Source organism: Gordonia sp. G4 (genome assembly GCF_057770005.1).
The window spans coordinates 5,278,297-5,303,702 of sequence record NZ_CM173442.1; the positions used below are offsets into that span (position 1 = coordinate 5,278,297).

Consider the following 25,406-nt stretch of genomic DNA (forward strand, 5'->3'; position numbering starts at 1 on the left):
GGGTATCGGAGCGTTAGGACAGGTCTTGCAGGTCTTGACCCTTCGTGACGCTCGCAAGCTCGCTCCTCAGGGCGCAGGAGACACACCCGCACGCTCGCTCCTCGGGGAGCAGAGCGGCGTCACACCCCGCCCCCTGAGGAGCCCCGGAGCTTGCGGAGGGGGCGTCACGAAGGGTCCAGCTTCGCCAGCGACCGCTTCGGTGCGATCTGGCGGTAGCTCGTGTCGAGGAGTTCGGCGACCTCGTCCCAGTCGGTGTCGTCGTCGAGGATCAGGCCCACCCAGCCGGCGGGGCCGAGGTAGGCGGGCAGGAAGAATCGCGGATCGTCCAGCAGGGCGGGCCGTTCGGAGTCGTCGGCGAGGACCAGGATCGATTGGTCGTGACGGATCTTGCTGCCCTTGACCCCGCCGCCGTAGTTGCCGAACATCTTGCCGCAGCGGAAGGTCGGGCGGCCGTGCGCGACGACCTCGGTCGCGTCGGGCAGCGCGAGCGCGATCGTCCGTACGCGGACCAGGTAGGGGTCCGCGTCGTCGAACATGATCGGGTGCGGCATACCGACGAGGATAGGTCTGCGAGGTCGGGCCTGCAGGGGTTTCAGAGTGCCGACGGATCGCTGCCGAGTAGCTGACCGGCTTTCGCGGTGACCGCCAGCGCCGTCTTGGCCCAGCTCGTCGACGCGCCGGCCAGACCGCAGGTCGGGGTCACGATGATGTTGTCCGACAACACTTTCCGGCTCAGACCGATGCGATCGGTGAGCGCGGCGAGTTCGGTCGCCACGTGTTCGGCGGCCAACGGGCGATCGGGTGCGGTCGACGGCACGCGTCCCGCGAGCAGCACGCCGCCGCGATCGACGAGCATGCCGATGCCGTCGAGATCGGCCGGGGAGGGCTTGGTCAGGTCGATCGAATAGCCGACGCCGGGAAGGTGTTCGATCAGTTCCCATCGCGGTCTGCCGCAGTCGTGCAGGATCACCGGTGCGCCGACATGGTCGATGAGTTCGGTGAGTGCACGGGCCACCTCGACCACCGGTATCGCCCGGATGGGGTCGAAGCGCGTCAGCGGCTTCACCGTGCCGTCGATGACCTGACCGATCATCGGCTCGTCGAGCTGGACCACCACGCGCGCGCCGAGCCGGCGTTGTACCTCGGCGACGTGCGCGCGCACGCCCTCGGCCGTCGACTCGACGATGTCGCGGACCGCGCCATGATCCTTGAGGACTCGCTGCCCGTTTGCCAGCTCGACCGACGCCGACGTGGTGAACGGACCGGCGACCTGCACCTTGAACGGGCGTCCGGTGCCGACGAAACCCGCGGTCTCCCAGAGCTCCTCGACGACGTCGAGGTCCTCGGCGAGGAGGTCGGATGCACGCCGTGCCAGGCGGGAGTGGCGTTGCGCGAGACGGTATCCCCACGTCGCGGTGTCCATCGGCAGATCGACGAGGATCGCCGCCATCCGGCCGATCAGATCCGAGCCGATACCTCGGCCGGGGAGTTCGACGAGGTGTGTGAGGTCGAGTTCGCCGTTGACCACCTCGGCCGCGGCTCGCGCGTCGGTGCCCGGCATCGATCCCACACCGGTGCCCACACCGGTGGGCAGAGCCGATGATCCGGTCACGGAGTCGGCACGACAGTCGGCTGCGACGAGGTGGTGGCGATCCGCCCGCACCCGACGACCTGGTCGCCGCGCCGGGCATCGGGCAGGTACAGCACCGCGGCCTGACCGCGGGCGACGCCGGTGAGTGGCTCCTGCAGGACGATCTCGATACCTGGTCCCCCGTCGATCGTGGTCGCGGTCGCGCGCACCGGCGCGAGTCCGCCGTGGGCGCGGACCTGCACCATCGCGTCGAAGGGCTCGCCGGGAGTGACACCCGAGGTCCAGACCGCGCGGGTGGCGGTGATCCCCCAGACCTGCAGGTCGGCTGCCGTCCCGACGGTGACCGTCCCCGAATCGGGATCGATCTCGGTGACATAGCGCGGCTTGCCGTCGGCGGCGGGCGCGTCGACCCCGAGGCCCTTGCGCTGACCGATGGTGAAACCGTGGACTCCGTCGTGCTCGGCGAGACGCTCACCCGACGCCGCGTCCACGATCGCCCCCGGCCGAACACCGATGCGGGCACCGAGGAACGCGCGGGTGTCGCCGCTCGGGATGAAGCAGATGTCGTGGGAGTCCGGCTTGTCCGCGACGGCCAGCCCGCGGCGGGCCGCCTCGGCTCGGATTTCGGTCTTCGGGGTGTCGCCGATCGGGAACATCGCCCGCGACAACTGATCACGCGTCAGGACGGCGAGCACATACGACTGGTCCTTGTCGGCGTCGACCGCACGCCGTAGCTCCCCGTCGACGAGCTGGGCATAGTGGCCGGTGGCCAGCGCGTCGAAACCGAGAGCGACCGCCTTGTCGGCGAGGGCGGCGAACTTGATCTTCTCGTTGCACGTCAGGCACGGGTTCGGTGTGCGTCCGGCCGCGTACGCCTCGACGAACTCGTCGATCACATCGTCTTTGAAGCGGTCGGCGAAATCCCAGACGTAGAACGGGATTCCGAGGACATCGGCCGCCCGGCGGGCGTCGGAGGCGTCCTCACGTGAACAGCATCCGCGCGACCCGGTGCGCAGCGCACCCGGAGCCGTTGACAGCGCCAGATGAACACCGACCACCTCGTGACCGGCCTCGACCGCTCGTGCCGCGGCGACCGCCGAGTCGACGCCGCCACTCATCGCCGCCAGTACTCGCATCAGGAGATCCTTCCGCCGGGGACCGATACCAGGCCCGCGGCTCGTGCCCGGTCGACGACCTCGTCGATGACCGCGGCGACCGCGTCGATGTCGGCGTCGGTGGTGGTGTGGCCGAGGGAGAACCGCAACGACGACCGTGCGTCGGCCATGTCCAGCCCCATCGCGAGGAGCACATGACTGGCCTGCGCCACCCCGGCGGTGCAGGCCGATCCGGTCGAGCATTCGACGCCCTTGGCGTCGAGGAGCATCAGCAACGAGTCACCCTCGCACCCGGCGAACGACACGTGCACGTTGCCCGGGAGGCGGCCGGCACCGTCGGCCCCGTTGCGCACCGCTCCGTCCACGCCGAGCAGGACCTCGGTCAAACGGGTCTGCAACGCACGCAGGTGGGCGGTGTTGGTGTCCAGGTTCTGTACGCACCACGACAGCGCCGCGGCCATGCCGACCGCGCCGGCGACGTCCTGCGTTCCCGACCGGACGTCGCGTTCGTGGCCGCCGCCGTGCAGCAGCGGCACACACCCGACGTCCCGACCGAGCAGCAGGGCGCCGACACCCTGCGGCCCGCCGAACTTGTGGGCGGCCAGGCTGAGCGCCGAGAGGCCGCTGACCGCGAAATCGACCGGCAGATGGCCGACGGCCTGGATCGCGTCGGAATGCACGGGGATGCCGAACTCGGACCCGAGCGCGGCGATCTCGGTGATCGGCTGGATCGTGCCGACCTCGTTGTTGGCCCACATGACCGAGATGAGGGCGGTCTCGTCGGCGTGCGCCTCGAGCTCGGCACGCAGGTCGGCCGGCGAGATCACACCGTCGGCGTCGACGGGTAGCAGTACGAGATCGGCGCCGGCCTCGTCGGCGAGCCACTGAGCGGGGTCGAGGACGGCATGATGTTCGACCGCGGAGGTGATGATCCGGCGACGGCGCGGGTCGGCGTTCCGCCGGGACCAGTAGATGCCCTTGACCGCCAGGTTGTCGGACTCCGTCCCGCCCCCGGTGAACACGACCTCGGACGGCCGGGCGCCGACAGCCGCGGCGATGGCCTCGCGCGCCTCCTCGAGCCGACGGCGCGCGGTGCGGCCGGATCCGTGCAGCGACGAGGCGTTACCCGGTTGGGCGAAGACGGCCGTCATCGCCTCGACGGCTTCGGGCAGCATCTGCGTCGAAGCGGCGTGATCGAGGTAGACAGGCGCCTTCACGGGCGGTCGGCTTGGCACGGGCATCGCTAGCAAGGATAAACGCGCGTAGGTCGCCGACAAATTCCGCGATCGGGCCGCCGATCGCCGGCCTGCCGACCCGGTAGCGGCCGCACGACGCCGAACGCGCACGTCGGGAGGTGTGAGGCCACTCCGGCGACCGGTCGCGCTCAGACCCGCTCGAGATAGAAGTACAGGTGACGGCCGTCGATGACGCCGCCCTTACCGTTCATGATCCCCATCACCGTGGTGTCGTCGACCCGCTTGAAGTGGTCGATGACCGGCTGGCCGTCGTAGACCATCGACGCGGTGATCTCGCCGCGGAACTCGATCGCCCACAGGCTCGCCTCGCCCTTGCCGAGCTTCGTGTTGGAGAAGAGATTGCCGTTGTCGTCACGGCACACCAGAGGCTGGACGTCGCTGCGCGAGGTGAAGGTCTTGCCGAACCAGTTGGCCTTGGCGAGCGTGCCGTTGATGGCGTGTCCGGTGGTGAACTCGCCACCCTTCCAGGCGCCGAGCATCTCCTCGGGCCGGAGCGTCGACAATCCGGCCCAGACGGTGTCGAGATCGGCGTCGTCGACCCGGCCGTCGACATCGCGGAGTTCGAAGAACTTGGTGCGCGCGGCTTCTCGGGTTCGGGTGGACGTCATCGTCGCCTCCTGGAGGTACGCGGTTATCGTCCACAGACCTGCGGACGGCTACCGGTGAAACCTATATGAGAGAACGGATGATGTCACTTTCCGCGGCGGCGGGAAGGCCCGCCACGACGCGCTCGCATCGACCCGCCAGCTCGCGACGATCCCGGCCGGGCGCCTCGGGTGGGTGGATGACCATCGTGACGGCCAGGCCACGTGCCCGCAGAACCCGCCGGAGGGTGTCGGCCGGGGTGTCGGCGCCGATGAAACTCGGCGCCGTCGCGGTGGTCCCGTCGGTGCCGACGAATCGCAGCTTCACCGGCACCACCGGGACATCCGCGTCGATCGCGGCCTGGAAGAACGCCGGGCGGAACGCGCCGCCGGATCGACCGCAGTAGGTGGTGCCCTCGGGGAACACGATCACCGACGAGTCGCGGTGCAGGCGTCCGGCGACCTCGCCGACCGTCTCCGGTAACCCGCGGAGTGTGCCGCGGTCGACGGCGATGACGCCGAACCTGCGCGCGAGGGAGGACACCACCGGCATCCCGACGACATCGGATTTGGCCACCACGTGCGCGGGGCTGATCAGCGCGAGTGCGAGCACGTCGAGGAAGGAGATGTGATTGGCGACCACCAGCCCCGCTCGGGCAGGGTCTGCTCGGCGGTCCTCGACGTCGACGGAGATCCCCAGGGCCGCCAGCAGTGCACTCGATGCAGGGGCGCGGAGCGAACGTGGCGGTCGTCGACGCAGACCCGCCACCGCCCGAGCGGTCAGGACGGCCCAGACGATCCACATCGCGACCGCCGCGAGCCGGCACAGGCGCCACCCGACGATCGTCGCGTCGGCGATCGCGTCGAAGCGCCGCGCCACCGTCGGGCCGAGGCATCCTTCGCCGCAGGTGCTGATCGGGAACCACGGATGCGTGAGCGCGCCGGGCGGGCGGGCCGGCGGGCACTGTGCGTGGCCGCGTCGCGGACCAGCCGTGCGCGGTGAGACCGGACCGGCCAGCAGCGCGGTCATCGTGCCGCGCCCCCGGGCTCCGGCGCGGCGTCCGTGCGGGGCGAGCCGAGCCGTCTGGCACTCGATCGCAGCCGGTCCAGGTAGCGTCTGTTCGCGCCCTCGCGGTCGAGCAGGGTGAGGAAGTCCGCGACGTCGAAGACGTCGTCGACCGCCGGCTCGCCGCAGATCCGGGCACCGAGGCGCAGGTATCCGCGCATCAGCGGCGGCATCGCGACCGTGTCCGAGGGCACGATGTCGTCGAGCAGGCGTCCGCCCACGCGTGCCGGCACGAGCGGGTGGGCCTGACGCCGCGCATCCCGATGCTCGTCGCGCAGTCGATCCCGCAGGGCGCGCAGCGACGACCCCGGCAGCCACTCCCCCGGACTGTGCAGCGGCACCGACACGCACCCCATCAGGTAGCGCAGGTCGGCGTCGTCCATGTACTGGAGCAGCGCCGCCCACATCAGCGCGGTCACCGAGCCGTCGCGGTACCCGGAGTGCACGCAGGCACGCCCCAATTCGACTGTGGCGGAGACGATGTCGTTCATCTCGCGAAGATCGAACTCGGTCGCCGAGTACCACCCGCCGGCGGCGATCGCCCGGGCCGGGGCGAGGACTCGCGCGCATCCGACGACACCGTCGTCGGCGTGGCGGACGATGAGGTGCTCGCAGAAGGCGTCGAAGCGGTCGACGTCCCGGCCGGTGGCCGAGTCACCGATGCGATCGGAGAAACCGGGTTCATCGGCGAAGACGCGGTACCGCAACTCCTGCGCGGCGACGATGTCGGCGGGGTCGTCGGACACGAGGACGCGGATGGGCCCCGCGGTGAGCAGGGTCCTCGGCTCGGCTCGCGTGAACGGTGCGCGCGAGACGTGGCCGGTGCGGACTGGCGACTGCATGGCGTTCATGACTCGAATGAAAGCCAGACCGGGCATCGGCGGGACCACCGCAGTGTGTCGTGTCGGTGCGGGTTCGGTGAACTCGGGCCGCCACCGGGTGAACACGACCCGCGACGGCCACGAGCGGGTGAACGACCCCCGAACGCACGGTGACCCCCGACACGGGGTCGGGGGTCACCGGGTTTCTGAGCGGATCAGCGCATGATCACTTGCGCTTCTTGACCTCTTCGGTCAGCTGCGGCGCGACGTTGAACAGGTCACCGACGATGCCGTAGTCGGCGATCTCGAAGATCGGGGCCTCTTCGTCCTTGTTGACGGCCACGATCGTCTTCGAGGTCTGCATGCCGGCGCGGTGCTGGATGGCGCCCGAGATGCCCAGGGCGACGTACAGCTGCGGCGACACGGTCTTGCCGGTCTGGCCGACCTGGAACTGGCCCGGGTAGTAGCCGGAGTCGACGGCCGCACGCGAGGCGCCCACAGCGGCACCGAGCACGTCGGCGAGTTCCTCGACGACCGAGAACTTCTCGGCGCTGCCGACACCGCGGCCACCCGAGACGACGATCGACGCCTCGGTCAGCTCCGGGCGGTCGCCGCCGACGTTCGGCTCGACCTTGGTGATCTTGACCGCACCCTCGCCCTGAGCGGGGACCTCGACGTCGACACGCTCGCCGGCGCCGGCCTGCGGAGCCGCCTCGACACCACCGGGGCGGATCGAGAAGACGGGCACGTCTCCCTTGGCCTGCGCGTCGACGGTGAAGGCGCCACCGAAGATGGAGTGGACGCCCACGCCACCCTCCTTGACGTCGACGATGTCGGCGAGGACGCCGGAGCCGAGACGCACGGCCAACCGGCCGGCGATCTCCTTGCCGTCGGCGGTCGCCGCGACCAGGATCCCGGCCGGCGAGGCCGACTCGGCGATCGAGGCCAGCACGTCGACCTGCGGGGTGATGAGGTAATTGCCCGCGTCGTCGGACTCGGCGACGTAGACCTTCTCCGCGCCGGCCTCCTTGAGGCCGTCGAGGATGCCGTCGGCCGAGCCGGGCTTGCCGACCACGACTGCCGACGGGGTGCCGAGAGCGCGGGCGGCGGTGATGAGCTCGCTGGTGACCTTCTTCAGGGCGCCTTCGGCGTCCTGCTCCACGAGCACGAGTACTTCTGACATGGTGGTTCTCTCCTGAATGTCTGGGGGTTCGCCGGTGGTCTGCGTCGAGAAGGTCAGATGATCTTCTGGCCGACCAGGTACTCGGCGACCTTGGTGCCGCCGTCGCCTTCGTCGGTGACGCGCTCACCCGCGGTCTTCGGCGGCTTCGGGGTGTTCGCCGTCACGACCGAGCCGGCGTTCTCCAGGCCCACGTCGCTCGCCTCGACGTCGATCTCGGCGAGGGTGAGGACGGTGACTTCCTTCTTCTTGGCGGCCATGATGCCCTTGAAGGACGGGAAGCGCGGCTCGTTGATCTTCTCGTTGACGCTGACGATGGCCGGCAGGGTGGCCTCGACATGGAAGATGCCGTCGTCGGTCTCGCGCTCGCCCTTGAGGGTCTCGCCCTCGAGGGTCAGCTTGCGCAGGTGCGTCAGGTGCGGGAGCTCGAGGTACTCGGCGATCATGGCCGGGATGGCGCCGACGCGACCGTCGGTGGCCTCGTTGCCGGCGATGACCAGCTCGACACCCTCGACCGTGCCGAGTGCCCGCGCGAGCACGTATGCGGTCTGGACCGCGTCCGAGCCGTGCATGAGGTCGTCCTTGATGTGGATCGCCTTGTCCGCACCCATCGACAGCGCCTTGCGGATGGCGTCGGTCGCGCGCTCGGGTCCCGCAGTCAGGATGGTGACTTCACCGCCGTCTGCCTCCTTGATCTTCAGCGCTTCCTCGACGGCGCGCTCGTTGATCTCGTCCAGGACGGCGTCAGCGGCTTCACGGTCCAGGGTGTAGTCGTCGTCGGACAACTTGCGCTCGGACCACGTGTCGGGAACCTGCTTGATCAGTACGACAATGTTTGTCATGGGTCTTCGTCGACCTCCTGCATCGGGTTCGGCAACTTACCGGCGGGTAAGGCCATGGGTCCTCACCACTTTAGCGTCTCCTATCCTCTCACTAAACATCGACTACCTCACACAATGCGGCGACCGTTCGCTCGCTCGGTACGACGGACCCGGTGACCGGCGGGGCATGCCCTAGTCTCTCTCAGATGACTGACGCAGACCTCGGATCGTCGCGCGGGACGGCAACCACTGGTCTCGAGGCGCTCGACACCGACGAGCAACTCGCGCTCACCGGCGAGCGCACGGTCCCGGGGATCCCCGCCGAGAACTACTGGTTCCGGCGCCACGAGATCGCCTATCGCCACATCGCCGACCGGTGCGCGGGCCGTGCCGTTCTCGAAGCCGGGTCCGGCGAGGGTTACGGCGCCGCGATGATCGCCGACGCCGGGGCGTCGTCGGTGGTCTGCGTCGACTACGACACCGCCGCGGTCGAGCACACCCGTCGCCGCTACCCCGAACTCGTCGTCCACCAGGGCAATCTCGTCGACCTCCCGCTCGACGACGCCTCGGTCGACGTCGTGGTCAACTTCCAGGTGATCGAGCACCTCTGGGATCAGCCACGTTTCGTCGCCGAGTGTCACCGCGTGCTGCGCCCCGGCGGGCTGTTGCTGATGTCGACGCCCAACCGCATCACCTTCTCCCCCGGTCGCGACACACCGCTCAACCCGTTCCACACCCGTGAGCTCGACGCGGCCGAACTCACCGACCTGCTTCTCGGCGGGGACTTCGTGGTCAACGCGATGCTGGGCGTCGTCCACGGTCCGCGGCTGCGGGCGCTCGACACCAAGTGGGGAGGTTCACTCATCGACGCCCAGATCGAGCGCGCGCTCGCCGGCGAGCCGTGGCCCGACGAGCTGACCGCGGATGTCGCCGGCGTGGTCGCCGAGGACTTCGAGGTCGTCGACTCGCGCGAGTGCGACATCGACGCCTCCCTCGACCTGTTCGCGGTCGCGTTGCGGGGCTGACGGGTGATCACCGGTACCGCGCCCGTTCCCGGCCAGTTCACGCTGGTCCTGCATTCGCATCTGCCGTGGCTGGCCAATCACGGCCGCTGGCCGGTCGGCGAGGAGTGGCTGTATCAGTCGTGGGCGGCGTCGTATCTGCCGTTGGTCGACATGCTCGAGCGTCTGGCCGCCGACGGTTTCACCGATCAGCTCTCGCTGGGCATCACGCCGGTACTGGCCGCGCAGCTCGACGACCCGCACTGCGCGTCGTCGATGTACGAGTGGCTCGCCGACTGGCAACTGCGGGCCACCCAGGCCGCGATGTCCCGGGACGCCGACCGTGCTGCGGCCGGACGCCGCGAGTACCTCGATGCCCAGCGCGCTCTCGACACCTTCGCGAGCCGATGGCGTCACGGTGCGTCGCCGCTGATCCGCGGGCTGGCCTCGAGCGGGGTCGTCGAGATCCTCGGCGGTCCACTCGGCCACCCGTTCGCGCCGCTGCTCGACCCGCGACTGCGCCACTTCTCGCTGACCGAGGGGCTCGCCGACGCCCATTCACGCTGGGGTTTCGATCCGGCCGGCATCTGGGCTCCCGAATGTGCCTTCGCGCCGGGCATGGAGACCGAGTACGACCGCGCAGGTGTGCGTCACTTCATGGTCGACGGACCCGCCTTGCACGGTGACACCGCGCTGGGACGCCCCGTCGGCGACAGCGCCGTCGTCGCCTACGGCCGTGACCTGACGGTGAGTTATCGCGTCTGGTCGCCGAAGTCGGGCTATCCGGGCCACGGCGCCTACCGCGACTTCCACACGTACGACCACGAGACCGGGCTCAAGCGGTTCCGCGTCACCGGCCGGACCGTGTCGGGCGAGGACAAGAAGCCCTATGACCCGGCACGGGTCGACGCGGTTCTCGACCGGCACGTCGAGGACTTCGTCGCGCACGTGCGCACCCGCCTCGTCGACGAGTCCGACCGGATCGGCCGCCCGGCGCTGGTCGTCGCGGCGTTCGACACCGAGCTGTTCGGCCACTGGTGGCACGAGGGGCCGGTCTGGCTCGAACGCGTGCTCCGCCGCCTGCCCGAGGTCGGGGTCACCGTCGGAACACTCGCGGGCGCGACACGAGCCGGGTTCGTCGGTGCACCGTTCGACCTTCCCCGGTCGTCGTGGGGGTCGGGCAAGGACTGGCGGGTGTGGAACGGCCCGGCCGTACAACACCTGGTCGACCTGAACGCCGAGGTCACCGAGACGGCCCTCGACGCCGTCGCCAAGCTGCGGCACCGGGGCGGCGAGCGCAGTCGCGTGGCCGATCAGATCGTGCGGGAGGCACTGCTGACCGTGTCGTCGGACTGGCCGTTCATGGTGTCGAAGGACACTGCCGCGCAGTACGCTGTGTCGCGAGCTCACACGCATGCGCACGCCACCCGCGAGATCAGCGACGCGGCGATGCGAGGCCGCGACGACGCTGCCGAGACGCTCGCCGCGAACTGGTCGCGCGCCGACAATCTGTTCCCCGCTCTCGATGCGCGCCGTCTGCAGACCACGCTGACCGCCGACGGGATCGGCACCGAGACCGGCCGTCCAGCGGACATCGGCCCAGGGGGGATCGACACCGAGGGGGAAATCGGATGAGGGTGTTGTTCGTGTCGTGGGAGTACCCGCCGGTGGTGGTGGGCGGACTCGGCCGGCACGTGCATCACCTGGCGACCGAGATGGCCGCCGCGGGTCACGACGTGGTGGTCCTGACCCGTCGACCGTCGGGAACCGATGCGGTGAGTCATCCCACGACGGACACCGTCGTCGAGGGTGTGCGCGTCGTGGCGGTCGCCGAGGATCCGCCGGAGTTCGAGTTCGGGCAGGACATGATGGCCTGGACGCTCGCGATGGGGCATGCGTTCGTTCGGGCGGGGCTGCGGATTCTGCACGGCGCCGGAAGCGGAGCGAGCGGGCCGGATCCACACGGCGCCGGGAGCGGAGCGAGCGGGCCGAATCTGCACGGCGCCGGGAGCGGATCGGCATCGCGGTGGGTGCCCGACGTGGTGCACGCGCATGATTGGCTGGTCGCCCATCCCTCCATCGCACTGGCCGAATTCTTCGATGTGCCTTTGGTTTCCACGATCCACGCGACCGAGGCGGGGCGGCACAGCGGCTGGGTGAGCGGCCGGACGAACCGTCAGGTGCATTCGGTGGAGTGGTGGCTGGTGTCGGAGTCCGATGCTCTCATCACGTGTTCGGCGTCGATGCGCGACGAGGTGAACCGGTTGTTCGGGTACGACGCGGCCGACATCACGGTGATCCACAACGGCATCGACATCCGGACGTGGCCGTTCGCCGAGCGTCCGCGGACGGGCGGACCGGCCGAGTTGTTGTTCGCGGGACGGCTCGAATACGAGAAGGGCGTGCAGGATCTGCTGGCCGCGCTGCCCCGTATCCGGCGCAGCCATCCGCGTACGACGCTGACCGTCGCCGGTGACGGCACCCAGCGGGACTGGCTGATGGAGCAGGCGCGCAGGCACCGGGTCGGCAAGGCGGTGACCTTCGTCGGCCCGGTCGACCACGGTGAGCTGGTGACGCTGATGCACCGATGCGACGCCATCGTTCTGCCCAGCCGTTACGAGCCGTTCGGGATCGTGGCGCTGGAGGCTGCGGCGACCGGCGCGCCGCTGATCGTGTCGACCGCGGGCGGTCTGGGTGAGGCGGTCCGCGAGCCCGACACCGGACTGACCTTCGAGCCTGCCGATGTCGCCGGTCTGGCGGCAGCGGTCCGTGCGACGCTGTCCGATCCGGGCGCGGCGGCGCAACGGGCACTGCGGGCCCGGGCGCGGCTCACCGCGGAGTTCTCCTGGGCCGAGGTCGCCGAGCGGACCGCGAGCGTGCACCTCGCGGCGAAGCGTCGGGTCCGGCACGCGATCGGACGTCCCGACATTCCCGAACGTCCTCTGCCGGAACGGGACCCGGGCCAGGCGTAGCCCTTCGAGGCTCGCTTCGCTCGCACCTCAGGGAGCGGGCAGGCCGCACACCCGCACCTCAGCGAGCGCGACCCACTGCTCCCTGAGGAGCCCGGAGCCTGCGGAGGGCGTCACGAAGGGTCACTCCCGTTCGGCCGCGGCCTTCTTTCGTTCGATGTCGGCGAGAGCGCGTTCGAGTTCGGCGCGCTCCGCCGCGTTCGACGCCCAGTCGTCCATCCGGTTCTTGACCACCCGGGCGGGCGCGCCGACCGCGATGGCGTAGTCGGGGATCACGCCCTTGACCACCGCGTGCGAGCCGAGCACGCATCCGCGGCCCACGATGGTGTTGCGCAGGACCGACACCTTGGCCGCGACCCAGGTGTCCGGGCCGATCCGAACCGGGCCCTTCACGATGCCCTGGTCTTTGATCGGCAGCGTGATGTCGTCCATCTTGTGGTCGAAGTCGCAGATGTAGCACCAGTCGGCGATGAGGGTGGACCCGCCGATCTCGAGGTCGAGGTAGGAGTTGACCACGTTGTTGCAGCCGAAGACGGTCTTGTCGCCGATGCGGAGGCTGCCTTCGTGACAGCGGATGGAGTTGCCGTCGCCGATGTGTACCCAGCGCCCGATCTCCATGCGGGCGAGCTCCGGTGTCGCGTGGATCTCGACATTGCGCCCGAGGAACACCATGCCCCGCAGCACGATGTGCGGATTGGCCAGGCGGAATCGGGCGAGACGGTAGTAGCGCACGAGGTACCACGGTGTGTACGCGCGATTGCGTTTCACCCAGCGCAGCGAATCGAGGGTGAGGAAACGCGCCTGGTCGGGGTCGCGGCGTCGGCCTGCGCGCCGGCGGGACCGGTACGAGGCATTCCACATGGTGGTCATGACGAGAAACCCTAATCGACGCGAATTTCGCGCACGATAGGCTCACTGCTGGCACGTCGGGTGCCGGTTCGATGGCATGTCCGGTGCCTTGGTTCGACGACGACTCCGGACACGACGACGAGGAGCAGGATGGCTTTCGCACGACCGCAGGTGTCTCGACGCCGCCGATCTGCGCTGACCCGCCTGCTCGTCGCGCTCACGGCCGTGTGCTCGCTGGTCCTCGCCGCCTGCTCGGACGGCCACATCGACGTCCGGTCCGTCCCGAGCGTCGGCTGGCCCAGTTACGGCGGTGTCCCGGGCAACGCCAACTTCGCGTATGCCGATGTGCCGGAAGATCTGACGCTGAGCTGGACACGACCGACCGGCGGTCCCGTCACCGCGCCGGTGACCATCTCGGGCAAAGGCAACGTGGGTGTGACGTCCAATGCGGCCGAGGGTTGCAACGTCCTCGTGCTCGACAGCCGGTCGGGACGGAAGAACTTCTGCAAGGACATGCGCGCCGGTGTCGAGATCAGCGCGATGCTCGTCGACCAGTACGACCAGCCCTATCTCGGTGAGGAGACGACCTTCCTCGCCTTCAACGCCGGCGGCGCCATCCGTTGGCGCGCGGGCGTGATCGGCGTGCCGCTCTCGGCGAAGTTCGCGGCCCCCAGCGCGGTGCTGGTCGTCACCACCCAGGGACAGATCCTGCTGATCGACACCCAGCGCAACGAACTCCTCGCTCCCGAGGTGAACCTGCGCGATGACGCCGATCCCGCGCAGCCTCTCCGCGGCTTCGGAGACTGCGTGCGCAACGGGCCGCAGTGCGCGATTCCCGCTCCCGCCGCCGTCGACACCGAACGAGAACGTTTCTACCTCAACTTCTTTCCCGAAGGCGCCGCGACCTCACAGATCCGCGCGATGAAATACGGCGAGGTCGCCGGCGCGCGCGAGGTCCGCACCGCCTGGCAGGCCGACGTCCCGAGCGGCGTCGTCGGGACCCCGACGCTGTCAGCCGACGGCGCGACCGTCTACGCATTCTCACGCGACGGCAAGATCGTCGCGCTGAACGCCGAGGACGGATCGACGCGGTGGACCTACGACATCGGCGGGCACGGTTTTGCGACGATGACCGTCTCACCGGACGGCCTGATCATCCCCACCGGCTCACTGGGCGCCCCGCTGACCCTGCTGCGCGACCAGGGCGACCGAGCCGAACAGGTCTGGCAGCGTACCGATCTGGCGACGGTGAGCCTGTCGGCGCTGACCCAGCAGCAGACCGCGTGGACGGTGGCGCGCGATCCGGGCAAGGACACCCTGTCCCTGGTCGAGGTGTCCACCGCCGACGGCGCGACGAAGCGCACTCTCCCGCTGCCTGAATCGCGCGGCTTCGCGACCGGGGTCTCGGTGTCCTACTCCGGACAGATCGCCACCGCGACCAACCTCGGAGAGGTCTACTTCTTCGACAGCAAGGCCAACCTCGAATAGTCGCCGGTAGACCGGCGAAAGCGGTCTAGAACCGGACTCCCGGCTCACAGATGAACGCGACGCCCTTGCGTCCGATCCGGGTCAGCACCACCGACAGCGAGCGGGAGCCCTTGGGCTTGAGCTTCTTTCGCAGCCGATCGGGGTCGACGTCGAGTCCGCGGACAAGGATCTCGAGCGGGCCGCAGTCCAGCGCGGCGAGCGCCTTGCGGAGCGACTTCTCGGTCACCCCCGTCTGCTCGATCACCCGGAATCCGCGCGCTCCTTCGGGGACGGAAGTGCCGGTCAGGTAGGCGATCTGCAGATCCAGCTGCCATAGTCCGAACCGGTGGGCGTAGTGCCTGACCAGCCCCGCCCGCACGATCGCCCCGTCCGGGTCGACGATCCATTCCCCGACCTCACCGGCGGGCACGTCGTCGTCTTCGCGATCGGTGATCTCGACCTCGGCGACCGTGCCGTCAGGCCTGGTCCGCAGGACGGTGGCCCGGCGACCGGGCTCCACACCCGGCCCCGACCACAGGCACGCCTCCCGCACGCCGCCGTCGAGCGAGGTGACCTGGACCTCGCCGTCGAAGCCGAAGCGGTTCCGCAGCATCTGATGATCCAGTCCGGGAGCGCATTTCACGATCATCAGGCGGCCCGGATAGGTGGTCAGCAGCTCGAAGAGCGGTGGCGTCAGCTGATCGAGCCGGAAGGTCCGGCCCGCGTCCGACCGCCGTGCCGGGTCCGCGAGGAGCACGTCTGCGGTCGATGTCGGGGTGAGTGCATCCGCGATCAGCAACGTGGCGTCGGGCACGTTCGCCCGCGCCATCGCGAGCCGGACCCGATCGATGTCGCTGCCGATGACACCACGAATACCGCTGACACGCACCAGCTCTCGAAGTTCCGCGCCGATCGAGCAGGTCAGGTCGTGCACCACCGACCCCGGGAATCGTCCCGCGACCTCGGCGGCGCGGTGCGCGGCGACCACCGACGCGGTCGCCTGCTGCCCGGCGTCGTCGGTGAGCAGGAGGCCATCGGCGTCACGCAGCTTCGAGCGCGCTCGCCGGCGGCACCGCACCGTCTCGATGAGCGCGGCATCGTGCGGCGCGTACCGGCTGCGGACCTCGGTGATGTCGGACAGCATGGTCGACGGGGTGAGATCGAGTCCGGACACCGTCTCGACCGCCTTCTCACCGTGCCGCGACCGCAGGAACGCGACGTCGTCGAGACTGAAGGAGTAGCCCATGATGCTTGCAGGCTACCGTCGGGCTCACGGCCGCGGTCACACACCATCTGGGCGACGTCCGACACACTCATCGACGAGGGCGCCTGGGTGACCGAGTGGCAGTACGGCGACGCGCGACCACTGATCGCCGGGCCGCTCGCCAGGGCCGGGCGGACCTGACGGGGTTCCGCCTACTGCGGCTTCACACCCGTCACCACGACGTTGTAGAAGAACTTTGGCGGCACGATCTTGCGCAGCACGTTCTCGTCGAGCCAGGTGAGGCGTTTCCATCCGCCGAAGGCGAACCGAGCCCAGCCCCACCCCAGCTTCTCCGGCGGCACCGCGGCTTCGAAGGTGCGCACCGGCCAGCCGAGCATCGCGGCGGCCAGTTCCTCGGTGGCGGTGTCCACCTTGTGCGCACCGGCGGCGCGGGCGATGCCGGCGAGCTCGTCGGGATCGAAGGTGTGGATGTCGACCACGGCCTCGAGTTCGGCCGCGCGGGAGGACTCGTCGAGTTCCTCCTGCGGGCGCCGCCATCCTTGCAGCGGGCCCAGCTTGGTGATTTTCGTCGTGGCGAACCAGGTGGCGCGGCTCATCCAGCGTGCATAGAAGTCGCCGATCGTCGACGGCTCACCCGCGAAGATGAAGCGACCGCCGGGCTTGAGCACCCGCAACACCTCACGAAGTGCCTGCTCGACGTCCGGGATGTGGTGCAGCACAGCGTGTCCGACGACGAGATCGAAAGTGTCGTCGTCGTAGGGGATCTTCTCCGCGTCGGCGACGCGACCGTCGACGTCGAGCCCCAGGTTCTCCGCGTTGCGCAGCGCGACCTTGACCATGCCGGGCGAGAGGTCGGTCACCGATCCCTTGGCCGCGACCCCCGACTGCATCAGGTTCAGGAGGAAGAAGCCGGTGCCGCAACCGAGTTCCATCGCGCGGCCGTACGGGAGGGGCTCGTCGGTGGCGACGGCGTCGAAACGGCCACGCGCGTAGTCGATGCACCGTTCGTCGAAGCTGATCGACCACTTCTCGTCGTAGGTCTCGGCCTCCCAGTCGTGGTAGAGCACCTGGGCGAGCTTCGTGTCGGTGAGTGCCGCCTTGACCTGCTCCTCGGTGGCGTGCGGGTTGGGAGCCGGATCAGTGCCCGGCGTGGCATCGGTGGTCATGATCGCTTCCTGTTGCGTGGTGGTGTCGGTGATGAAGTCGGGGATCGCGGTGACTCCGCCGGCTCAACGGCCGACGAATTCCGCCTTCCCCGGGCCGTTCTCGGCGAACGACGCCATGCCGATGGCGCGGTCCTCGGTCGCGAACAGCGGGGCGAACAGCTGCTCCTCGATCTTGAGTCCGGTGTCGAGGTCGACGTCCAACCCCTGGTCGACGGCCTTCTTGATCGCCGCGAGCGCCACCGAGGCGGCGCCGGTGAACTGCCCGGCCCAGGCGAGCGCGGCGTTGTAGACCTCGTCGGGCGGGACGACCTCGTCGACGAGTCCGATGGCCAGCGCCTCCTCGGCGTCGACGAATCGCCCGGTGAACATCAGGTCCTTGGCCTTCGACGGGCCGATGAGGCGAGCCAGCCGCTGGGTTCCGCCGCCGCCGGGGATCAGCCCGAGCAGCACCTCGGGCAGGCCGAGCTTCGCGTTGTCGCCGGCGATCCGACGGTCGGCACCCAGCGCGACTTCGAGCCCGCCGCCGAGCGCGTATCCGGTGATGGCGGCGACGGTCGGCTTGGGGATCGCGGCGATCGCGCCGAGATCGCGTTGCAGACGACCCGCCACCCGGCTCATCTCGGCGTAGCCGATGTCTCGCATCTCGGTGACGTCGGCGCCGGCCGCGAGGATCTTCGGGCCGCCGTAGACGACGACCGCCTTGATGTCCGTGCGCACGGACGCCTCCTGGGCCGCGGCGGCCAGTTCGGCCTGCACCTGCCGGCTCAACGCGTTCATCGGTGGCCGCTGCAGCAGGATGGTGCCGACGCCCGGATGAGCGTCGGAGCACTCGAGGGTCACGAACTCAGGCATGGTCGAAGGCTACCGGTTGGTAAGTCCCGTCGATGCCCCAGCCCGGAGACGCGGCCCGCAGAGTCCGCCGCCGCGGACGCCGGAGTCATACAGTGACGGACATGGCGAAAACGTCGGCTTCCGCAGGTGATCCCATCGAACTCGAGGTCGGCGGACGCACCGTCCGGCTGTCGAGCCCGGACCGCGTCTACTTTCCCGAGCGCGGCGAGACCAAGCGCGACCTCGCCGAGTACTACCTGTCAGTGGGCGACGGGATCGTGCGCGCCCTGCGCGACCGCCCGTGCATGCTGCACCGGTTTCCCAAGGGCGTCAGCGGCAACAAGGTGCACCAGAAACGCGTCCCGGCCGGCGCACCGGACTGGCTGGAGACCACCGAGATCTACTTCCCGCGGTTCGGCCGCACCGCCGACGAACTGTGCGTCACCGAATTGGCGTCGGTGATCTGGGCGGTGCAGATGTCGACCGTGGAGTTCCACCCCTGGAACTCGCGTCGCGCCGATCCCGAGACCCCCGATGAATGGCGAATCGACCTCGACCCGATGCCCGAGTGCACGTTTCCGCGGGTTCGCCGCGTGGCGCACGTCGTCGAAGAGGTGCTCGACGAGCTGGGCATGCGCGGGTTCCCGAAGACCTCGGGTGGTCGAGGCCTGCACATCTATGTCCGCATCGCACCGGAATGGGGCTTCCCCCAGGTCCGACGCGCCGCGCTGGCGTTCGCGCGGGAGGTCGAGCGCCGGGCGCCCGACGACGTGACGACGACGTGGTGGCGCAAGGACCGTGACCCCGCCGCGGTCTTCGTCGACTACAACCAGAACACCCGCGACCACACGATGGCCTCGGCCTATTCCGTGCGCGGTAACGAACGGGCCACCGTGTCGACACCGATCACCTGGGCCGAGATCGACGACATCGAACCCGACGACTTCACGATCGCCACCGTGCCGGCCCGCTTCGCCGAACTCGGGGACCTCCACGGCGAGATCGACGATGTCGCCCACCGCCTCGACACGCTCATCGACTGGGCCGACCGTGACGACATCGGTGACGACGAGGGCGCCGAGGTCATCGATATGGATCGGTGACCTCGCGCAACGACCGCATCGCCTCCTCGAGGGCGGCGAACTGTTCGGCACCGAGATGCTCGCGCCACTCCTGCTCCTGCACCTCGACCTCGCGGGCAGCGACCTCACACAGCCGCACACCCCGTTCGCTCAGGGTCACCAGCCGCGCGCGACGGTCGGTCGGGTCGGGCACCCGGGTCAGGTAGCCCGCGGCTTCCAGCTGGTCGACGATGCCGCCCGCGGTCTGTTTGGTGACACCCGCCTGCTCGGCGAGGTCGGTCAGCCGCATCGGCTCGGGCGCCAGCCGTTGCAGGACCCGGGACTGCGCCGGGGTGATGTCGCCGGCCCCTTCTTCGGCGATCCGTGCCAACACCCGACGCTCGGTCGCACGGTGGGCGATGAACATCAGGACGGCGATCTGCGGCTGGTCGTCGGACACCCCATTGACGTTAGTACGAAGACCTGACTAATATCAGTCAGGGAACCTGACTATCGATCCGTAGTGGGAGCGATCATGGACACCGACCTCATCTGGCAACACATCGACGAGCAACGGCTCGAACTCGCCGCGCTGATCGAGACCCTCACTTCCGAACAACTCGCCACCCCGTCGCTCTGCGACGCGTGGACGGTGCGCGACGTCGCGGTCCACCTCACCCACTCACACACCTCACCGATACGCGCGATGCTCGCCGCATGCCGGTACGGGTTCCGGTTCGACACGATGATCCGCGAACTCGCGTTGCGCGACCACACCTCGGCCGACGAGGCGGCCGCCACGTTGCGCGCCATGGTCGGGTCCCGCCGTCATCCGATCGGGACGACCCCGATGGCTCCGCTCCTCGACTCACTGCTGCACGGGCAGGACATCACGGTGCCCCTCGCCATCGACCGGACGATGCCGCACGACGCCGCGACGGCGTGTGCCGCCTACCTGTGGTCGACCGGATTTCCGTTCCATGCGCGGCGACGCAACGCCGGACGACGGTTCGTGGCCACCGACAGCGGGTTCGCGGTCGGCGAAGGTGAAGTCGTCGAGGCACCGATTCGCGACATCGTGATGCTGTTCGGCGGGCGGTCCAGCGCCGCCGGGGTGCTGGCGCCCTCCCTCTGAGAGCGTCTGCGTCAGAGCGTGATGTCCGGCGGCTTCTGATCGCCGAGCGTTCGGAAGTACTCGTCGGAGTTGGGGAAACCGAGGCCGGCGAGTCCCGCGCCGGGCGTGACGTCGGGCAGGACCGGTTCGATGACGCGCTCGGCGTCGAGCAGTTCGTCGATGCTCGAGAACCCGGAGACATAGTTGAGCTGCGACCACGTCGGCGGCATGAGGAAATGCGCGCCCGCCGCCCATGAGTCGATCGCGACCCGGGCATTCACCCACCTCGCGACCTCGGCTTCGGTGGTCTCGGCGTCGGCATGCTGACCGTCGGGCATCGCCGCCAGGAAGAACCGGGTGTCGTAGCGTCGCTTCTCGTTGACCGGGGTGATCCAGTGGGCGAGCGGCCGCAGAAGATCGGCACGCAGCGTGAGCCCGCGCGAGGTGAGGAACTGCGCGAACGACAACGACTTCTCGACGAGGCGTCGCCGATCGTCGGCCAGGCCGGCAGGGTCGGCGAACGCGCCGTCGGCGTCCGTCGCGAGCAGGACGCCGCACTCCTCGAAGGTCTCGCGGACCGCAGCGCACACCAGCGCCTGCGCGGTCTCGGCGTCACTGGCGAACTGCGTGGCCCACCAGGCCGCGTCGGGACCGGTCCACGCCAGGTCGGCGTCGGCGTCGCGCTTGTCCACCCCGCCGCCCGGGAACACCGTCATGCCGCCCGCGAAGGCCATCTGCTTGACGCGGCGTTGGAGGAACACCTCGATGCCCTCGGCGGCGTCGCGGACGAGCACGACCGTCGCGGCGTCCCGCAACGGCGCGGACACGACTCCCGGACCCGGTTCCGTCGACGTCATCAATTACCTCCTGCTGCTCGCCGATGGCCGCCCGCGCGGCGCCGTCGCCGCGCGAAGTACCGACCGTCGACCTTGTCCAGAACGATCTGCTGCCGAAAGGCGGCGGTGAGATTCTCACTGGTGAGCACCTCTTCGAGCAGACCCTGTGCCACGACGCCACCCTCGGACAGGATGAGTGCGTGGGTGAAACCCTCGGGGATCTCCTCCACATGGTGGGTTATCAACACGATGGCCGGGGCGTCGGGATCGGCGGCCAGACGCGCAAGACGGTCGACAAGCTCTTCGCGTCCGCCGAGGTCGAGGCCCGCGGCGGGTTCGTCGAGCAGCAGGAGTTCGGGATCGGTCATCAGCGCGCGCGAGATCACGACGCGCTTGCGCTCACCTTCGGACAGCGTGCCGAAGCGGCGGTCGGCGAGGTGCTCGGCACCCATCGATTCCAGCGACTCGACGGCCTGCGCGCGGTCCATCGCGTCATAACTCTCCCGCCAGCGGCCGAGGACCGCGTAGCCCGCCGAGATCACGACGTCGCTGACGATCTCCTCCGGCGGCACCCGGTCGACCAGCGACGGGCTGGAGACACCGATCCGGGTCGACAGTTCGCGGATCTCCACCCGGCCGAGCTTCTCGTTGAGCACGAAGGCGGTTCCCGAGGTCGGATGGATCTCCGCACCGGCCAGCCGGATCAGCGTTGTCTTGCCTGCGCCGTTGGGTCCGATGATCACCCATCGTTCGTCCAGTTCCACCTGCCAGGACAGCGGGCCGACGAGGGTCTTGCCGCCACGGACGACGGCGACATCGCGAAAATCGATCAGGAGGTCGGGATCGGAATCGGTCACTCCCCCATCCTGCACCACGACCCCGCGTCCGGACGTGTCGACTCTCGGCGCCGTCGAGGTGATCGGGAAACCCCACAACCGCACGGGAATAGGAACGGGCGTGCTCACGGTTGACCTCATTCGTGACGTCTTCGAACCTCCCCTTGTCGATCCTCGACCTCGCGCAGATCGGTCCCGACGAGACGGCTCAGCAAAGCCTTTCCGCCAGTGTCGAACTCGCGCAGCGCGCGGAAGAGTGGGGCTACCGTCGGATCTGGTACGCCGAGCACCACAACATGCCGACGATCGCGTCGTCGGCGCCGGCCGTGCTGATCGCTCACGTGGCGGCGCACACCTCGACCATCCGCCTCGGAGCCGGTGGGGTCATGCTTCCCAACCACGCCCCACTCACCATCGCCGAACAGTTCGGCACACTGGCCGAGCTTCATCCCGGACGTATCGACCTCGGTCTCGGACGCGCCCCGGGCAGCGATCAGCAGACCTTCACCGCCCTCCGACGGACGCACGCCTCCGCCGAGCGTTTCCCGCACGACGTCCTGGAGCTGCAGGCGTTTCTCGGCGACGAGTCCCGCATCGAGGGCGTCCGCGCCACCCCCGGCGCCGGAACGCACGTCCCGCTGTACATCCTGGGCTCCTCGCTGTTCGGCGCCCAGCTGGCCGCCGCGCTCGGTCTTCCCTATGCCTTTGCGTCCCACTTCGCACCGCAGGCCCTGACCGAGGCTGTTGCGCTGTACCGCCGCGAATTCCGGCCCTCCGAGGTCCTCGCAGAGCCCTACGTGATCGCAGGTGTCGGGGCCATAGCGGACGACGACGGCGACCGCGCGAAGGAACTACTCCAGATCTCGAAACGCCAACGAGTGTCGCTGCTCTTCGGCCGCGGTCGCACCTTCACCGACGACGAGGCAGATGCCATCTTGTCGATGCCGCAGGGCCGCCAGATCGACGAGATGTCGACCTACACGGGCGTCGGCACACCCGAGCAGGTTCGCGAGTACCTGACCTGGTTCGCCGGCCATGCCGATGCCGACGAGCTGATCGTCGCGTCATTCGCACCCGACCGCGAGTCCTGGATGGCGACGTTCGGTCATCTGGCCCCGGTGAACACACCGTTGGCAGCTGCCCGGTAGTCGCTCAGGCCAGCCGAAAGTCCTCGAAGTCGAAGCCCGGCACCACGATACAGCTGACCAGCGACGGTTCGTCGCCGGCGGGCCGGGCCCGTTGCCACACACCCGGCGGCACGAGCGCCTGAGGATGCTGTCCGGATTCGATGTCGGGCCCGACGAGAACGGTGGTCGGGTCGCCGGGGGCGTCGGCGCCGCCGCCGAGGTCCAGTTCGACCGGGGCGCCGCGATGGTGCAACCACAACTCGGCGCCGCGGACCGTGTGCCACGCGGACTCGTCGCCCGGCATGAGGACGAAGTAGATCGCGGTCCCGGCGGCCCGTTCGCCGTTGTACTCCGCCGGCAGCGCGTCGCGCGGGATCTCGACCTCGCTTCGCCAGGTCTGCCGGTACCAGCCCCCTTCGGGGTGGGGCTGCAGGTCGAGTTCACGCACCCAGTCGGGCAGTTCTGCCGCGCTCATCCGTGCTCTCCGTCCGTCTTCCCATCGTGACGCACGACTTCGGCGATCACGGTCACCGATCCGGGCGCGATCTCGGTGAAGCCGGCATCGCGCACGGCCACCGCCGTCCCGGCCGCGTCTGCGGCGAGGAGCTCGCGCCATCGCTTGGAACCGGACTGGCGAACCACGAGCGGGCACTCATCCGATCGCCATCGAATCGCCTCCTCGGTCGTCAGCAATTTCGCGGCGAGCATCGACGCGTGCCCGACCTGCGCGGCCAGTTTGCCGACGGTCATCTCCAGGACCGGACTGGTCCATAGCACGACCCCGCGCTCGGGAGGTTCGCCGGACAGCGCCCCCTCGACGTCGGTCCCGCCGATCTGCAGCTTCGCGACACGACGGTCGAGGTCGCCCACGCGTCCGGGTACGAATGCGCGCGCCGATGCGCCGCCCTCAGTCGCGGTCACACCCCAGACCTCTTGCGCGGCAGCCCATTGCGCTCCACGCGCGCGTCGCGCGATCTTCCGGATGCGCGCATTGCACCAGTCGTCCATCGCCGAGGCCCACGGCCCCTCGCCGGCACAGCGTTCGTCGAGGCACAGCAGCGCGACAGCTCTCGCCGCAGCGGTCAGCAGTTCGGTGCGGTCGGGAGGATCGTTCTTCTCGATCCGCAGCACCATCGCCATCGCCAGGACGTCGGCGGGATCGGACGGGTCATCGCCGCCACCGACATAACCGACCAGCCGACGATGATCGGCGGCGATCGCCTCGACATCCATGGAGAGCGGACGCACTCAGCCCAGCGGCACCCGGCGATAGACACCGTCGGCGGCGTCGGCCGCCTCGATCTCGTCGCGGGACACACCCAGGATGAACAGGACCCCGTCGAGGAACGGGTGATTCAGCGTGGCGTCGGCGACCTCGCGCAGCGCAGGCTTGGCGTTGAACGCGATGCCGAGTCCGGCGACGCTGAGCATGTCGATGTCGTTGGCGCCGTCACCCACGGCGATCGTCTGCTCCATCGGGACGCCGACCTGGTCGGCGAACGACCGCAGGGCGTGTGCCTTGCCCATCCGGTCGACCACCTCGCCGATGACCCGGCCGGTGAGCTTGCCGTCGACGATCTCCAGGGTGTTCGCCCGGACGAAGTCGAGTTCGAGTTCGTGCGCGAGGCCGTCGATGACCTGGCGGAAGCCACCCGATACGAGACCGCAGTGGAAGCCGAGCCGGTGCAGCGTGCGGATCGTCGTGCGCGCGCCGGGGGTCAACTCGAGTGACTTGGCGACGTCGTCGAGAACACTCGCGTCGAGGCCGGCCAGTGCTTTGACACGTTCGTGGAGGGACTGCGCGAAGTCGAGTTCGCCACGCATCGCCGCCTCGGTCACCGCGGCGACCTCGGCCTCGCGACCTGCATGCGCGGCGAGCATCTCGATCACCTCACCCTGGATGAGGGTCGAGTCGACGTCGAAGACGATGAGCCGCTTGGCACGCCGGGCGAGGCCGCCACGCTCCACCGCGATGTCCACCGCGTGTTTCGCCGCCACCTCGGCGAGGCCCTTGCGAAGGGCCGCGTCGGCCGCGACGCCCCCGCGACCGGCGACGCTGACCATCAATTCGAGACCGGTGAGCGGATAGTCGGCGATCCCGCGGATCGAGTCGATGTTGCCGCCCTGGCTCGCCAGCTTCGCGGCCACCGCACTGAAGGCGGTCGCTGTCACCGGGCTGCCGAGGATGACGACGGCGTGCGATGACGGCGATCTGCTACCGGGATCCACCCCGATCTCGACGCGGACGTCGAAACCGATGGACGCCATCGCCTGTTCGACGACTTCCTGCAGGGCTTCGGGGTCGCCGGTGGAGGACACCAGGACACCGAGGGTGAGCTGACCCCGGATGACCACCTGCTCGACGTCGAGCAGTGCAACGGCCTGACCGGCCAGGGCACCCATGAGAACAGAGGTGACGCCCGGCCGGTCGGGACCGGTGACAGTGACCAGGACGGTCGTACCGGAACTGGCTGTCGAGTCCTTGCTCAC

26 protein-coding genes are annotated in these 25,406 nt (G+C 69.3%); 7 read left to right on the plus strand and 19 right to left on the minus strand.

Annotation, left to right across the window (positions count from 1 at the left end):
• Positions 1-164: 164 nt before the first annotated feature.
• The 9 genes from AC3B5T_RS23865 to AC3B5T_RS23905 all read right to left on the minus strand — a co-directional run bounded on the left by AC3B5T_RS23865 (position 165) and on the right by AC3B5T_RS23905 (position 8,455).
• Positions 165-551: an MmcQ/YjbR family DNA-binding protein gene (locus AC3B5T_RS23865; protein WP_010841345.1), complete on the minus strand. Its 387-nt coding sequence runs from the start codon at positions 549-551 to the stop codon at positions 165-167.
• Positions 552-592: 41 nt separating this feature from the next.
• The gene (locus tag AC3B5T_RS23870) at positions 593-1,612 is read right to left on the minus strand and encodes a uroporphyrinogen decarboxylase/cobalamine-independent methonine synthase family protein (RefSeq protein WP_014927516.1); all 1,020 of its coding nucleotides are present in this window, start codon (positions 1,610-1,612) and stop codon (positions 593-595) included.
• Positions 1,609-2,727: a tRNA 2-thiouridine(34) synthase MnmA gene (gene mnmA / locus AC3B5T_RS23875; protein WP_055475931.1), complete on the minus strand. Its 1,119-nt coding sequence runs from the start codon at positions 2,725-2,727 to the stop codon at positions 1,609-1,611. The genes AC3B5T_RS23870 and mnmA overlap by 4 nt, the downstream gene beginning before the upstream one ends.
• On the minus strand, positions 2,727-3,947 hold the full coding sequence (locus tag AC3B5T_RS23880) for a cysteine desulfurase family protein (RefSeq protein ID WP_488358012.1): 1,221 nt from the start codon (positions 3,945-3,947) through the stop codon (positions 2,727-2,729). The genes mnmA and AC3B5T_RS23880 overlap by 1 nt, the downstream gene beginning before the upstream one ends.
• 143 nt (positions 3,948-4,090) lie before the next feature.
• Positions 4,091-4,570, minus strand: a complete 480-nt coding sequence (locus AC3B5T_RS23885) for a DUF4334 domain-containing protein (protein ID WP_010841349.1) — start codon at positions 4,568-4,570, stop codon at positions 4,091-4,093.
• A 61-nt stretch (positions 4,571-4,631) separates the two neighbouring features.
• Positions 4,632-5,576: a lysophospholipid acyltransferase family protein gene (locus AC3B5T_RS23890; protein WP_488358013.1), complete on the minus strand. Its 945-nt coding sequence runs from the start codon at positions 5,574-5,576 to the stop codon at positions 4,632-4,634.
• Positions 5,573-6,559, minus strand: coding sequence for a GNAT family N-acetyltransferase (locus tag AC3B5T_RS23895; protein WP_055475929.1), 987 nt, complete (start codon positions 6,557-6,559; stop codon positions 5,573-5,575). The genes AC3B5T_RS23890 and AC3B5T_RS23895 overlap by 4 nt, the downstream gene beginning before the upstream one ends.
• A 100-nt stretch (positions 6,560-6,659) precedes the next feature.
• Positions 6,660-7,616, minus strand: coding sequence for an electron transfer flavoprotein subunit alpha/FixB family protein (locus AC3B5T_RS23900; RefSeq protein ID WP_010841352.1), 957 nt, complete (start codon positions 7,614-7,616; stop codon positions 6,660-6,662).
• Positions 7,617-7,669: 53 nt separating this feature from the next.
• Entirely contained in the window at positions 7,670-8,455 is a 786-nt protein-coding gene (locus AC3B5T_RS23905) for an electron transfer flavoprotein subunit beta/FixA family protein (RefSeq protein ID WP_010841353.1), read from the minus strand.
• Between the two features lie 185 nt (positions 8,456-8,640).
• Here AC3B5T_RS23905 and AC3B5T_RS23910 point away from each other — a divergent pair, with 185 nt between their 5' ends.
• The 3 genes from AC3B5T_RS23910 to AC3B5T_RS23920 are packed head-to-tail and all read left to right on the plus strand — an operon-like array spanning position 8,641 to position 12,407.
• Positions 8,641-9,459 (plus strand): class I SAM-dependent methyltransferase, encoded by an 819-nt coding sequence (locus tag AC3B5T_RS23910; RefSeq protein WP_055475928.1) that lies wholly within the window; start codon positions 8,641-8,643, stop codon positions 9,457-9,459.
• Between the two features lie 3 nt (positions 9,460-9,462).
• Positions 9,463-11,070 (plus strand): 1,4-alpha-glucan branching protein domain-containing protein, encoded by a 1,608-nt coding sequence (locus tag AC3B5T_RS23915; RefSeq protein WP_055475927.1) that lies wholly within the window; start codon positions 9,463-9,465, stop codon positions 11,068-11,070.
• Positions 11,067-12,407, plus strand: a complete 1,341-nt coding sequence (locus AC3B5T_RS23920) for a glycosyltransferase family 4 protein (RefSeq protein WP_055475926.1) — start codon at positions 11,067-11,069, stop codon at positions 12,405-12,407. Before AC3B5T_RS23915 ends, AC3B5T_RS23920 begins: the two co-directional genes overlap by 4 nt.
• 120 nt (positions 12,408-12,527) lie before the next feature.
• On the opposite strand, the gene AC3B5T_RS23925 is transcribed toward AC3B5T_RS23920, so the two are convergent.
• Positions 12,528-13,274: an acyltransferase gene (locus AC3B5T_RS23925; RefSeq protein WP_010841357.1), complete on the minus strand. Its 747-nt coding sequence runs from the start codon at positions 13,272-13,274 to the stop codon at positions 12,528-12,530.
• A 129-nt stretch (positions 13,275-13,403) separates the two neighbouring features.
• Here AC3B5T_RS23925 and AC3B5T_RS23930 point away from each other — a divergent pair, with 129 nt between their 5' ends.
• Positions 13,404-14,741: an outer membrane protein assembly factor BamB family protein gene (locus tag AC3B5T_RS23930; RefSeq protein WP_055475925.1), complete on the plus strand. Its 1,338-nt coding sequence runs from the start codon at positions 13,404-13,406 to the stop codon at positions 14,739-14,741.
• Positions 14,742-14,766: 25 nt separating this feature from the next.
• On the opposite strand, the gene AC3B5T_RS23935 is transcribed toward AC3B5T_RS23930, so the two are convergent.
• The 3 genes from AC3B5T_RS23935 to AC3B5T_RS23945 form a co-directional block, all read right to left on the minus strand.
• Positions 14,767-15,966 (minus strand): class I SAM-dependent methyltransferase, encoded by a 1,200-nt coding sequence (locus AC3B5T_RS23935; RefSeq protein WP_055475924.1) that lies wholly within the window; start codon positions 15,964-15,966, stop codon positions 14,767-14,769.
• 170 nt (positions 15,967-16,136) lie between these two features.
• The gene (locus tag AC3B5T_RS23940) at positions 16,137-17,111 is read right to left on the minus strand and encodes a class I SAM-dependent methyltransferase (RefSeq protein ID WP_055475923.1); all 975 of its coding nucleotides are present in this window, start codon (positions 17,109-17,111) and stop codon (positions 16,137-16,139) included.
• Between the two features lie 63 nt (positions 17,112-17,174).
• A complete protein-coding gene (locus AC3B5T_RS23945) occupies positions 17,175-17,963 on the minus strand; it encodes an enoyl-CoA hydratase/isomerase family protein (RefSeq protein ID WP_055475922.1) in 789 nt (262 codons plus the stop codon).
• A 101-nt stretch (positions 17,964-18,064) separates the two neighbouring features.
• Here AC3B5T_RS23945 and ligD point away from each other — a divergent pair, with 101 nt between their 5' ends.
• Positions 18,065-19,045: a non-homologous end-joining DNA ligase gene (gene ligD / locus AC3B5T_RS23950; RefSeq protein WP_010841364.1), complete on the plus strand. Its 981-nt coding sequence runs from the start codon at positions 18,065-18,067 to the stop codon at positions 19,043-19,045.
• On the opposite strand, the gene AC3B5T_RS23955 is transcribed toward ligD, so the two are convergent.
• Entirely contained in the window at positions 19,026-19,430 is a 405-nt protein-coding gene (locus AC3B5T_RS23955) for a MarR family winged helix-turn-helix transcriptional regulator (RefSeq protein ID WP_035717031.1), read from the minus strand. The two genes, ligD and AC3B5T_RS23955, sit on opposite strands and share 20 nt — an antisense overlap.
• Positions 19,431-19,538: 108 nt before the next feature.
• Here AC3B5T_RS23955 and AC3B5T_RS23960 point away from each other — a divergent pair, with 108 nt between their 5' ends.
• Positions 19,539-20,138, plus strand: coding sequence for a maleylpyruvate isomerase family mycothiol-dependent enzyme (locus tag AC3B5T_RS23960; protein ID WP_055475921.1), 600 nt, complete (start codon positions 19,539-19,541; stop codon positions 20,136-20,138).
• Positions 20,139-20,149: 11 nt separating this feature from the next.
• Here AC3B5T_RS23960 and AC3B5T_RS23965 read toward each other — a convergent pair whose 3' ends face one another.
• Positions 20,150-20,974 (minus strand): NUDIX hydrolase, encoded by an 825-nt coding sequence (locus AC3B5T_RS23965; protein WP_055475920.1) that lies wholly within the window; start codon positions 20,972-20,974, stop codon positions 20,150-20,152.
• Positions 20,974-21,810 carry an ABC transporter ATP-binding protein gene (locus AC3B5T_RS23970; protein ID WP_055475945.1) on the minus strand — a complete coding sequence of 279 codons (837 nt, stop codon included), beginning with the start codon at positions 21,808-21,810 and terminating at the stop codon, positions 20,974-20,976. Before AC3B5T_RS23970 ends, AC3B5T_RS23965 begins: the two co-directional genes overlap by 1 nt.
• Before the next feature lie 122 nt (positions 21,811-21,932).
• On the opposite strand from AC3B5T_RS23970, the gene AC3B5T_RS23975 reads away from it, so the two are divergent.
• Positions 21,933-22,937, plus strand: a complete 1,005-nt coding sequence (locus AC3B5T_RS23975) for an LLM class flavin-dependent oxidoreductase (RefSeq protein WP_035717013.1) — start codon at positions 21,933-21,935, stop codon at positions 22,935-22,937.
• Positions 22,938-22,941: 4 nt separating this feature from the next.
• Here AC3B5T_RS23975 and AC3B5T_RS23980 read toward each other — a convergent pair whose 3' ends face one another.
• Genes AC3B5T_RS23980 through serB form a run of 3 tightly spaced genes read right to left on the minus strand, consistent with a single transcriptional unit; the run spans position 22,942 to position 25,406 of the window.
• Positions 22,942-23,391 carry a cupin domain-containing protein gene (locus AC3B5T_RS23980; protein ID WP_055475919.1) on the minus strand — a complete coding sequence of 150 codons (450 nt, stop codon included), beginning with the start codon at positions 23,389-23,391 and terminating at the stop codon, positions 22,942-22,944.
• Positions 23,388-24,149, minus strand: a complete 762-nt coding sequence (locus tag AC3B5T_RS23985; RefSeq protein ID WP_055475944.1) for a peptidyl-tRNA hydrolase — start codon at positions 24,147-24,149, stop codon at positions 23,388-23,390. Before AC3B5T_RS23985 ends, AC3B5T_RS23980 begins: the two co-directional genes overlap by 4 nt.
• A gap of 15 nt (positions 24,150-24,164) precedes the next feature.
• Complete coding sequence (gene serB / locus AC3B5T_RS23990) at positions 24,165-25,406, minus strand: phosphoserine phosphatase SerB (RefSeq protein ID WP_055475918.1); 1,242 nt, start codon at positions 25,404-25,406, stop codon at positions 24,165-24,167.

Bases quoted from the DNA above. Each gene is read 5' to 3' on its own strand.
- AC3B5T_RS23865 (WP_010841345.1), bottom strand. From the start codon at position 551: ATGCCGCACCCGATCATGTTCGACGACGCGGACCCCTACCTGGTCCGC.
- mnmA (WP_055475931.1), bottom strand. From the start codon at position 2,727: ATGCGAGTACTGGCGGCGATGAGTGGCGGCGTCGACTCGGCGGTCGCC.
- AC3B5T_RS23880 (WP_488358012.1), bottom strand. From the start codon at position 3,947: ATGCCCGTGCCAAGCCGACCGCCCGTGAAGGCGCCTGTCTACCTCGAT.
- AC3B5T_RS23885 (WP_010841349.1), bottom strand. From the start codon at position 4,570: ATGACGTCCACCCGAACCCGAGAAGCCGCGCGCACCAAGTTCTTCGAA.
- AC3B5T_RS23890 (WP_488358013.1), bottom strand. From the start codon at position 5,576: ATGACCGCGCTGCTGGCCGGTCCGGTCTCACCGCGCACGGCTGGTCCG.
- AC3B5T_RS23900 (WP_010841352.1), bottom strand. From the start codon at position 7,616: ATGTCAGAAGTACTCGTGCTCGTGGAGCAGGACGCCGAAGGCGCCCTG.
- AC3B5T_RS23905 (WP_010841353.1), bottom strand. From the start codon at position 8,455: ATGACAAACATTGTCGTACTGATCAAGCAGGTTCCCGACACGTGGTCC.
- AC3B5T_RS23910 (WP_055475928.1), top strand. From the start codon at position 8,641: ATGACTGACGCAGACCTCGGATCGTCGCGCGGGACGGCAACCACTGGT.
- AC3B5T_RS23920 (WP_055475926.1), top strand. From the start codon at position 11,067: ATGAGGGTGTTGTTCGTGTCGTGGGAGTACCCGCCGGTGGTGGTGGGC.
- AC3B5T_RS23925 (WP_010841357.1), bottom strand. From the start codon at position 13,274: ATGACCACCATGTGGAATGCCTCGTACCGGTCCCGCCGGCGCGCAGGC.
- AC3B5T_RS23930 (WP_055475925.1), top strand. From the start codon at position 13,404: ATGGCTTTCGCACGACCGCAGGTGTCTCGACGCCGCCGATCTGCGCTG.
- AC3B5T_RS23935 (WP_055475924.1), bottom strand. From the start codon at position 15,966: ATGGGCTACTCCTTCAGTCTCGACGACGTCGCGTTCCTGCGGTCGCGG.
- AC3B5T_RS23940 (WP_055475923.1), bottom strand. From the start codon at position 17,111: ATGACCACCGATGCCACGCCGGGCACTGATCCGGCTCCCAACCCGCAC.
- AC3B5T_RS23945 (WP_055475922.1), bottom strand. From the start codon at position 17,963: ATGCCTGAGTTCGTGACCCTCGAGTGCTCCGACGCTCATCCGGGCGTC.
- ligD (WP_010841364.1), top strand. From the start codon at position 18,065: ATGGCGAAAACGTCGGCTTCCGCAGGTGATCCCATCGAACTCGAGGTC.
- AC3B5T_RS23955 (WP_035717031.1), bottom strand. From the start codon at position 19,430: ATGTTCATCGCCCACCGTGCGACCGAGCGTCGGGTGTTGGCACGGATC.
- AC3B5T_RS23960 (WP_055475921.1), top strand. From the start codon at position 19,539: ATGGACACCGACCTCATCTGGCAACACATCGACGAGCAACGGCTCGAA.
- AC3B5T_RS23965 (WP_055475920.1), bottom strand. From the start codon at position 20,974: ATGACGTCGACGGAACCGGGTCCGGGAGTCGTGTCCGCGCCGTTGCGG.
- AC3B5T_RS23980 (WP_055475919.1), bottom strand. From the start codon at position 23,391: ATGAGCGCGGCAGAACTGCCCGACTGGGTGCGTGAACTCGACCTGCAG.
- AC3B5T_RS23985 (WP_055475944.1), bottom strand. From the start codon at position 24,149: ATGGATGTCGAGGCGATCGCCGCCGATCATCGTCGGCTGGTCGGTTAT.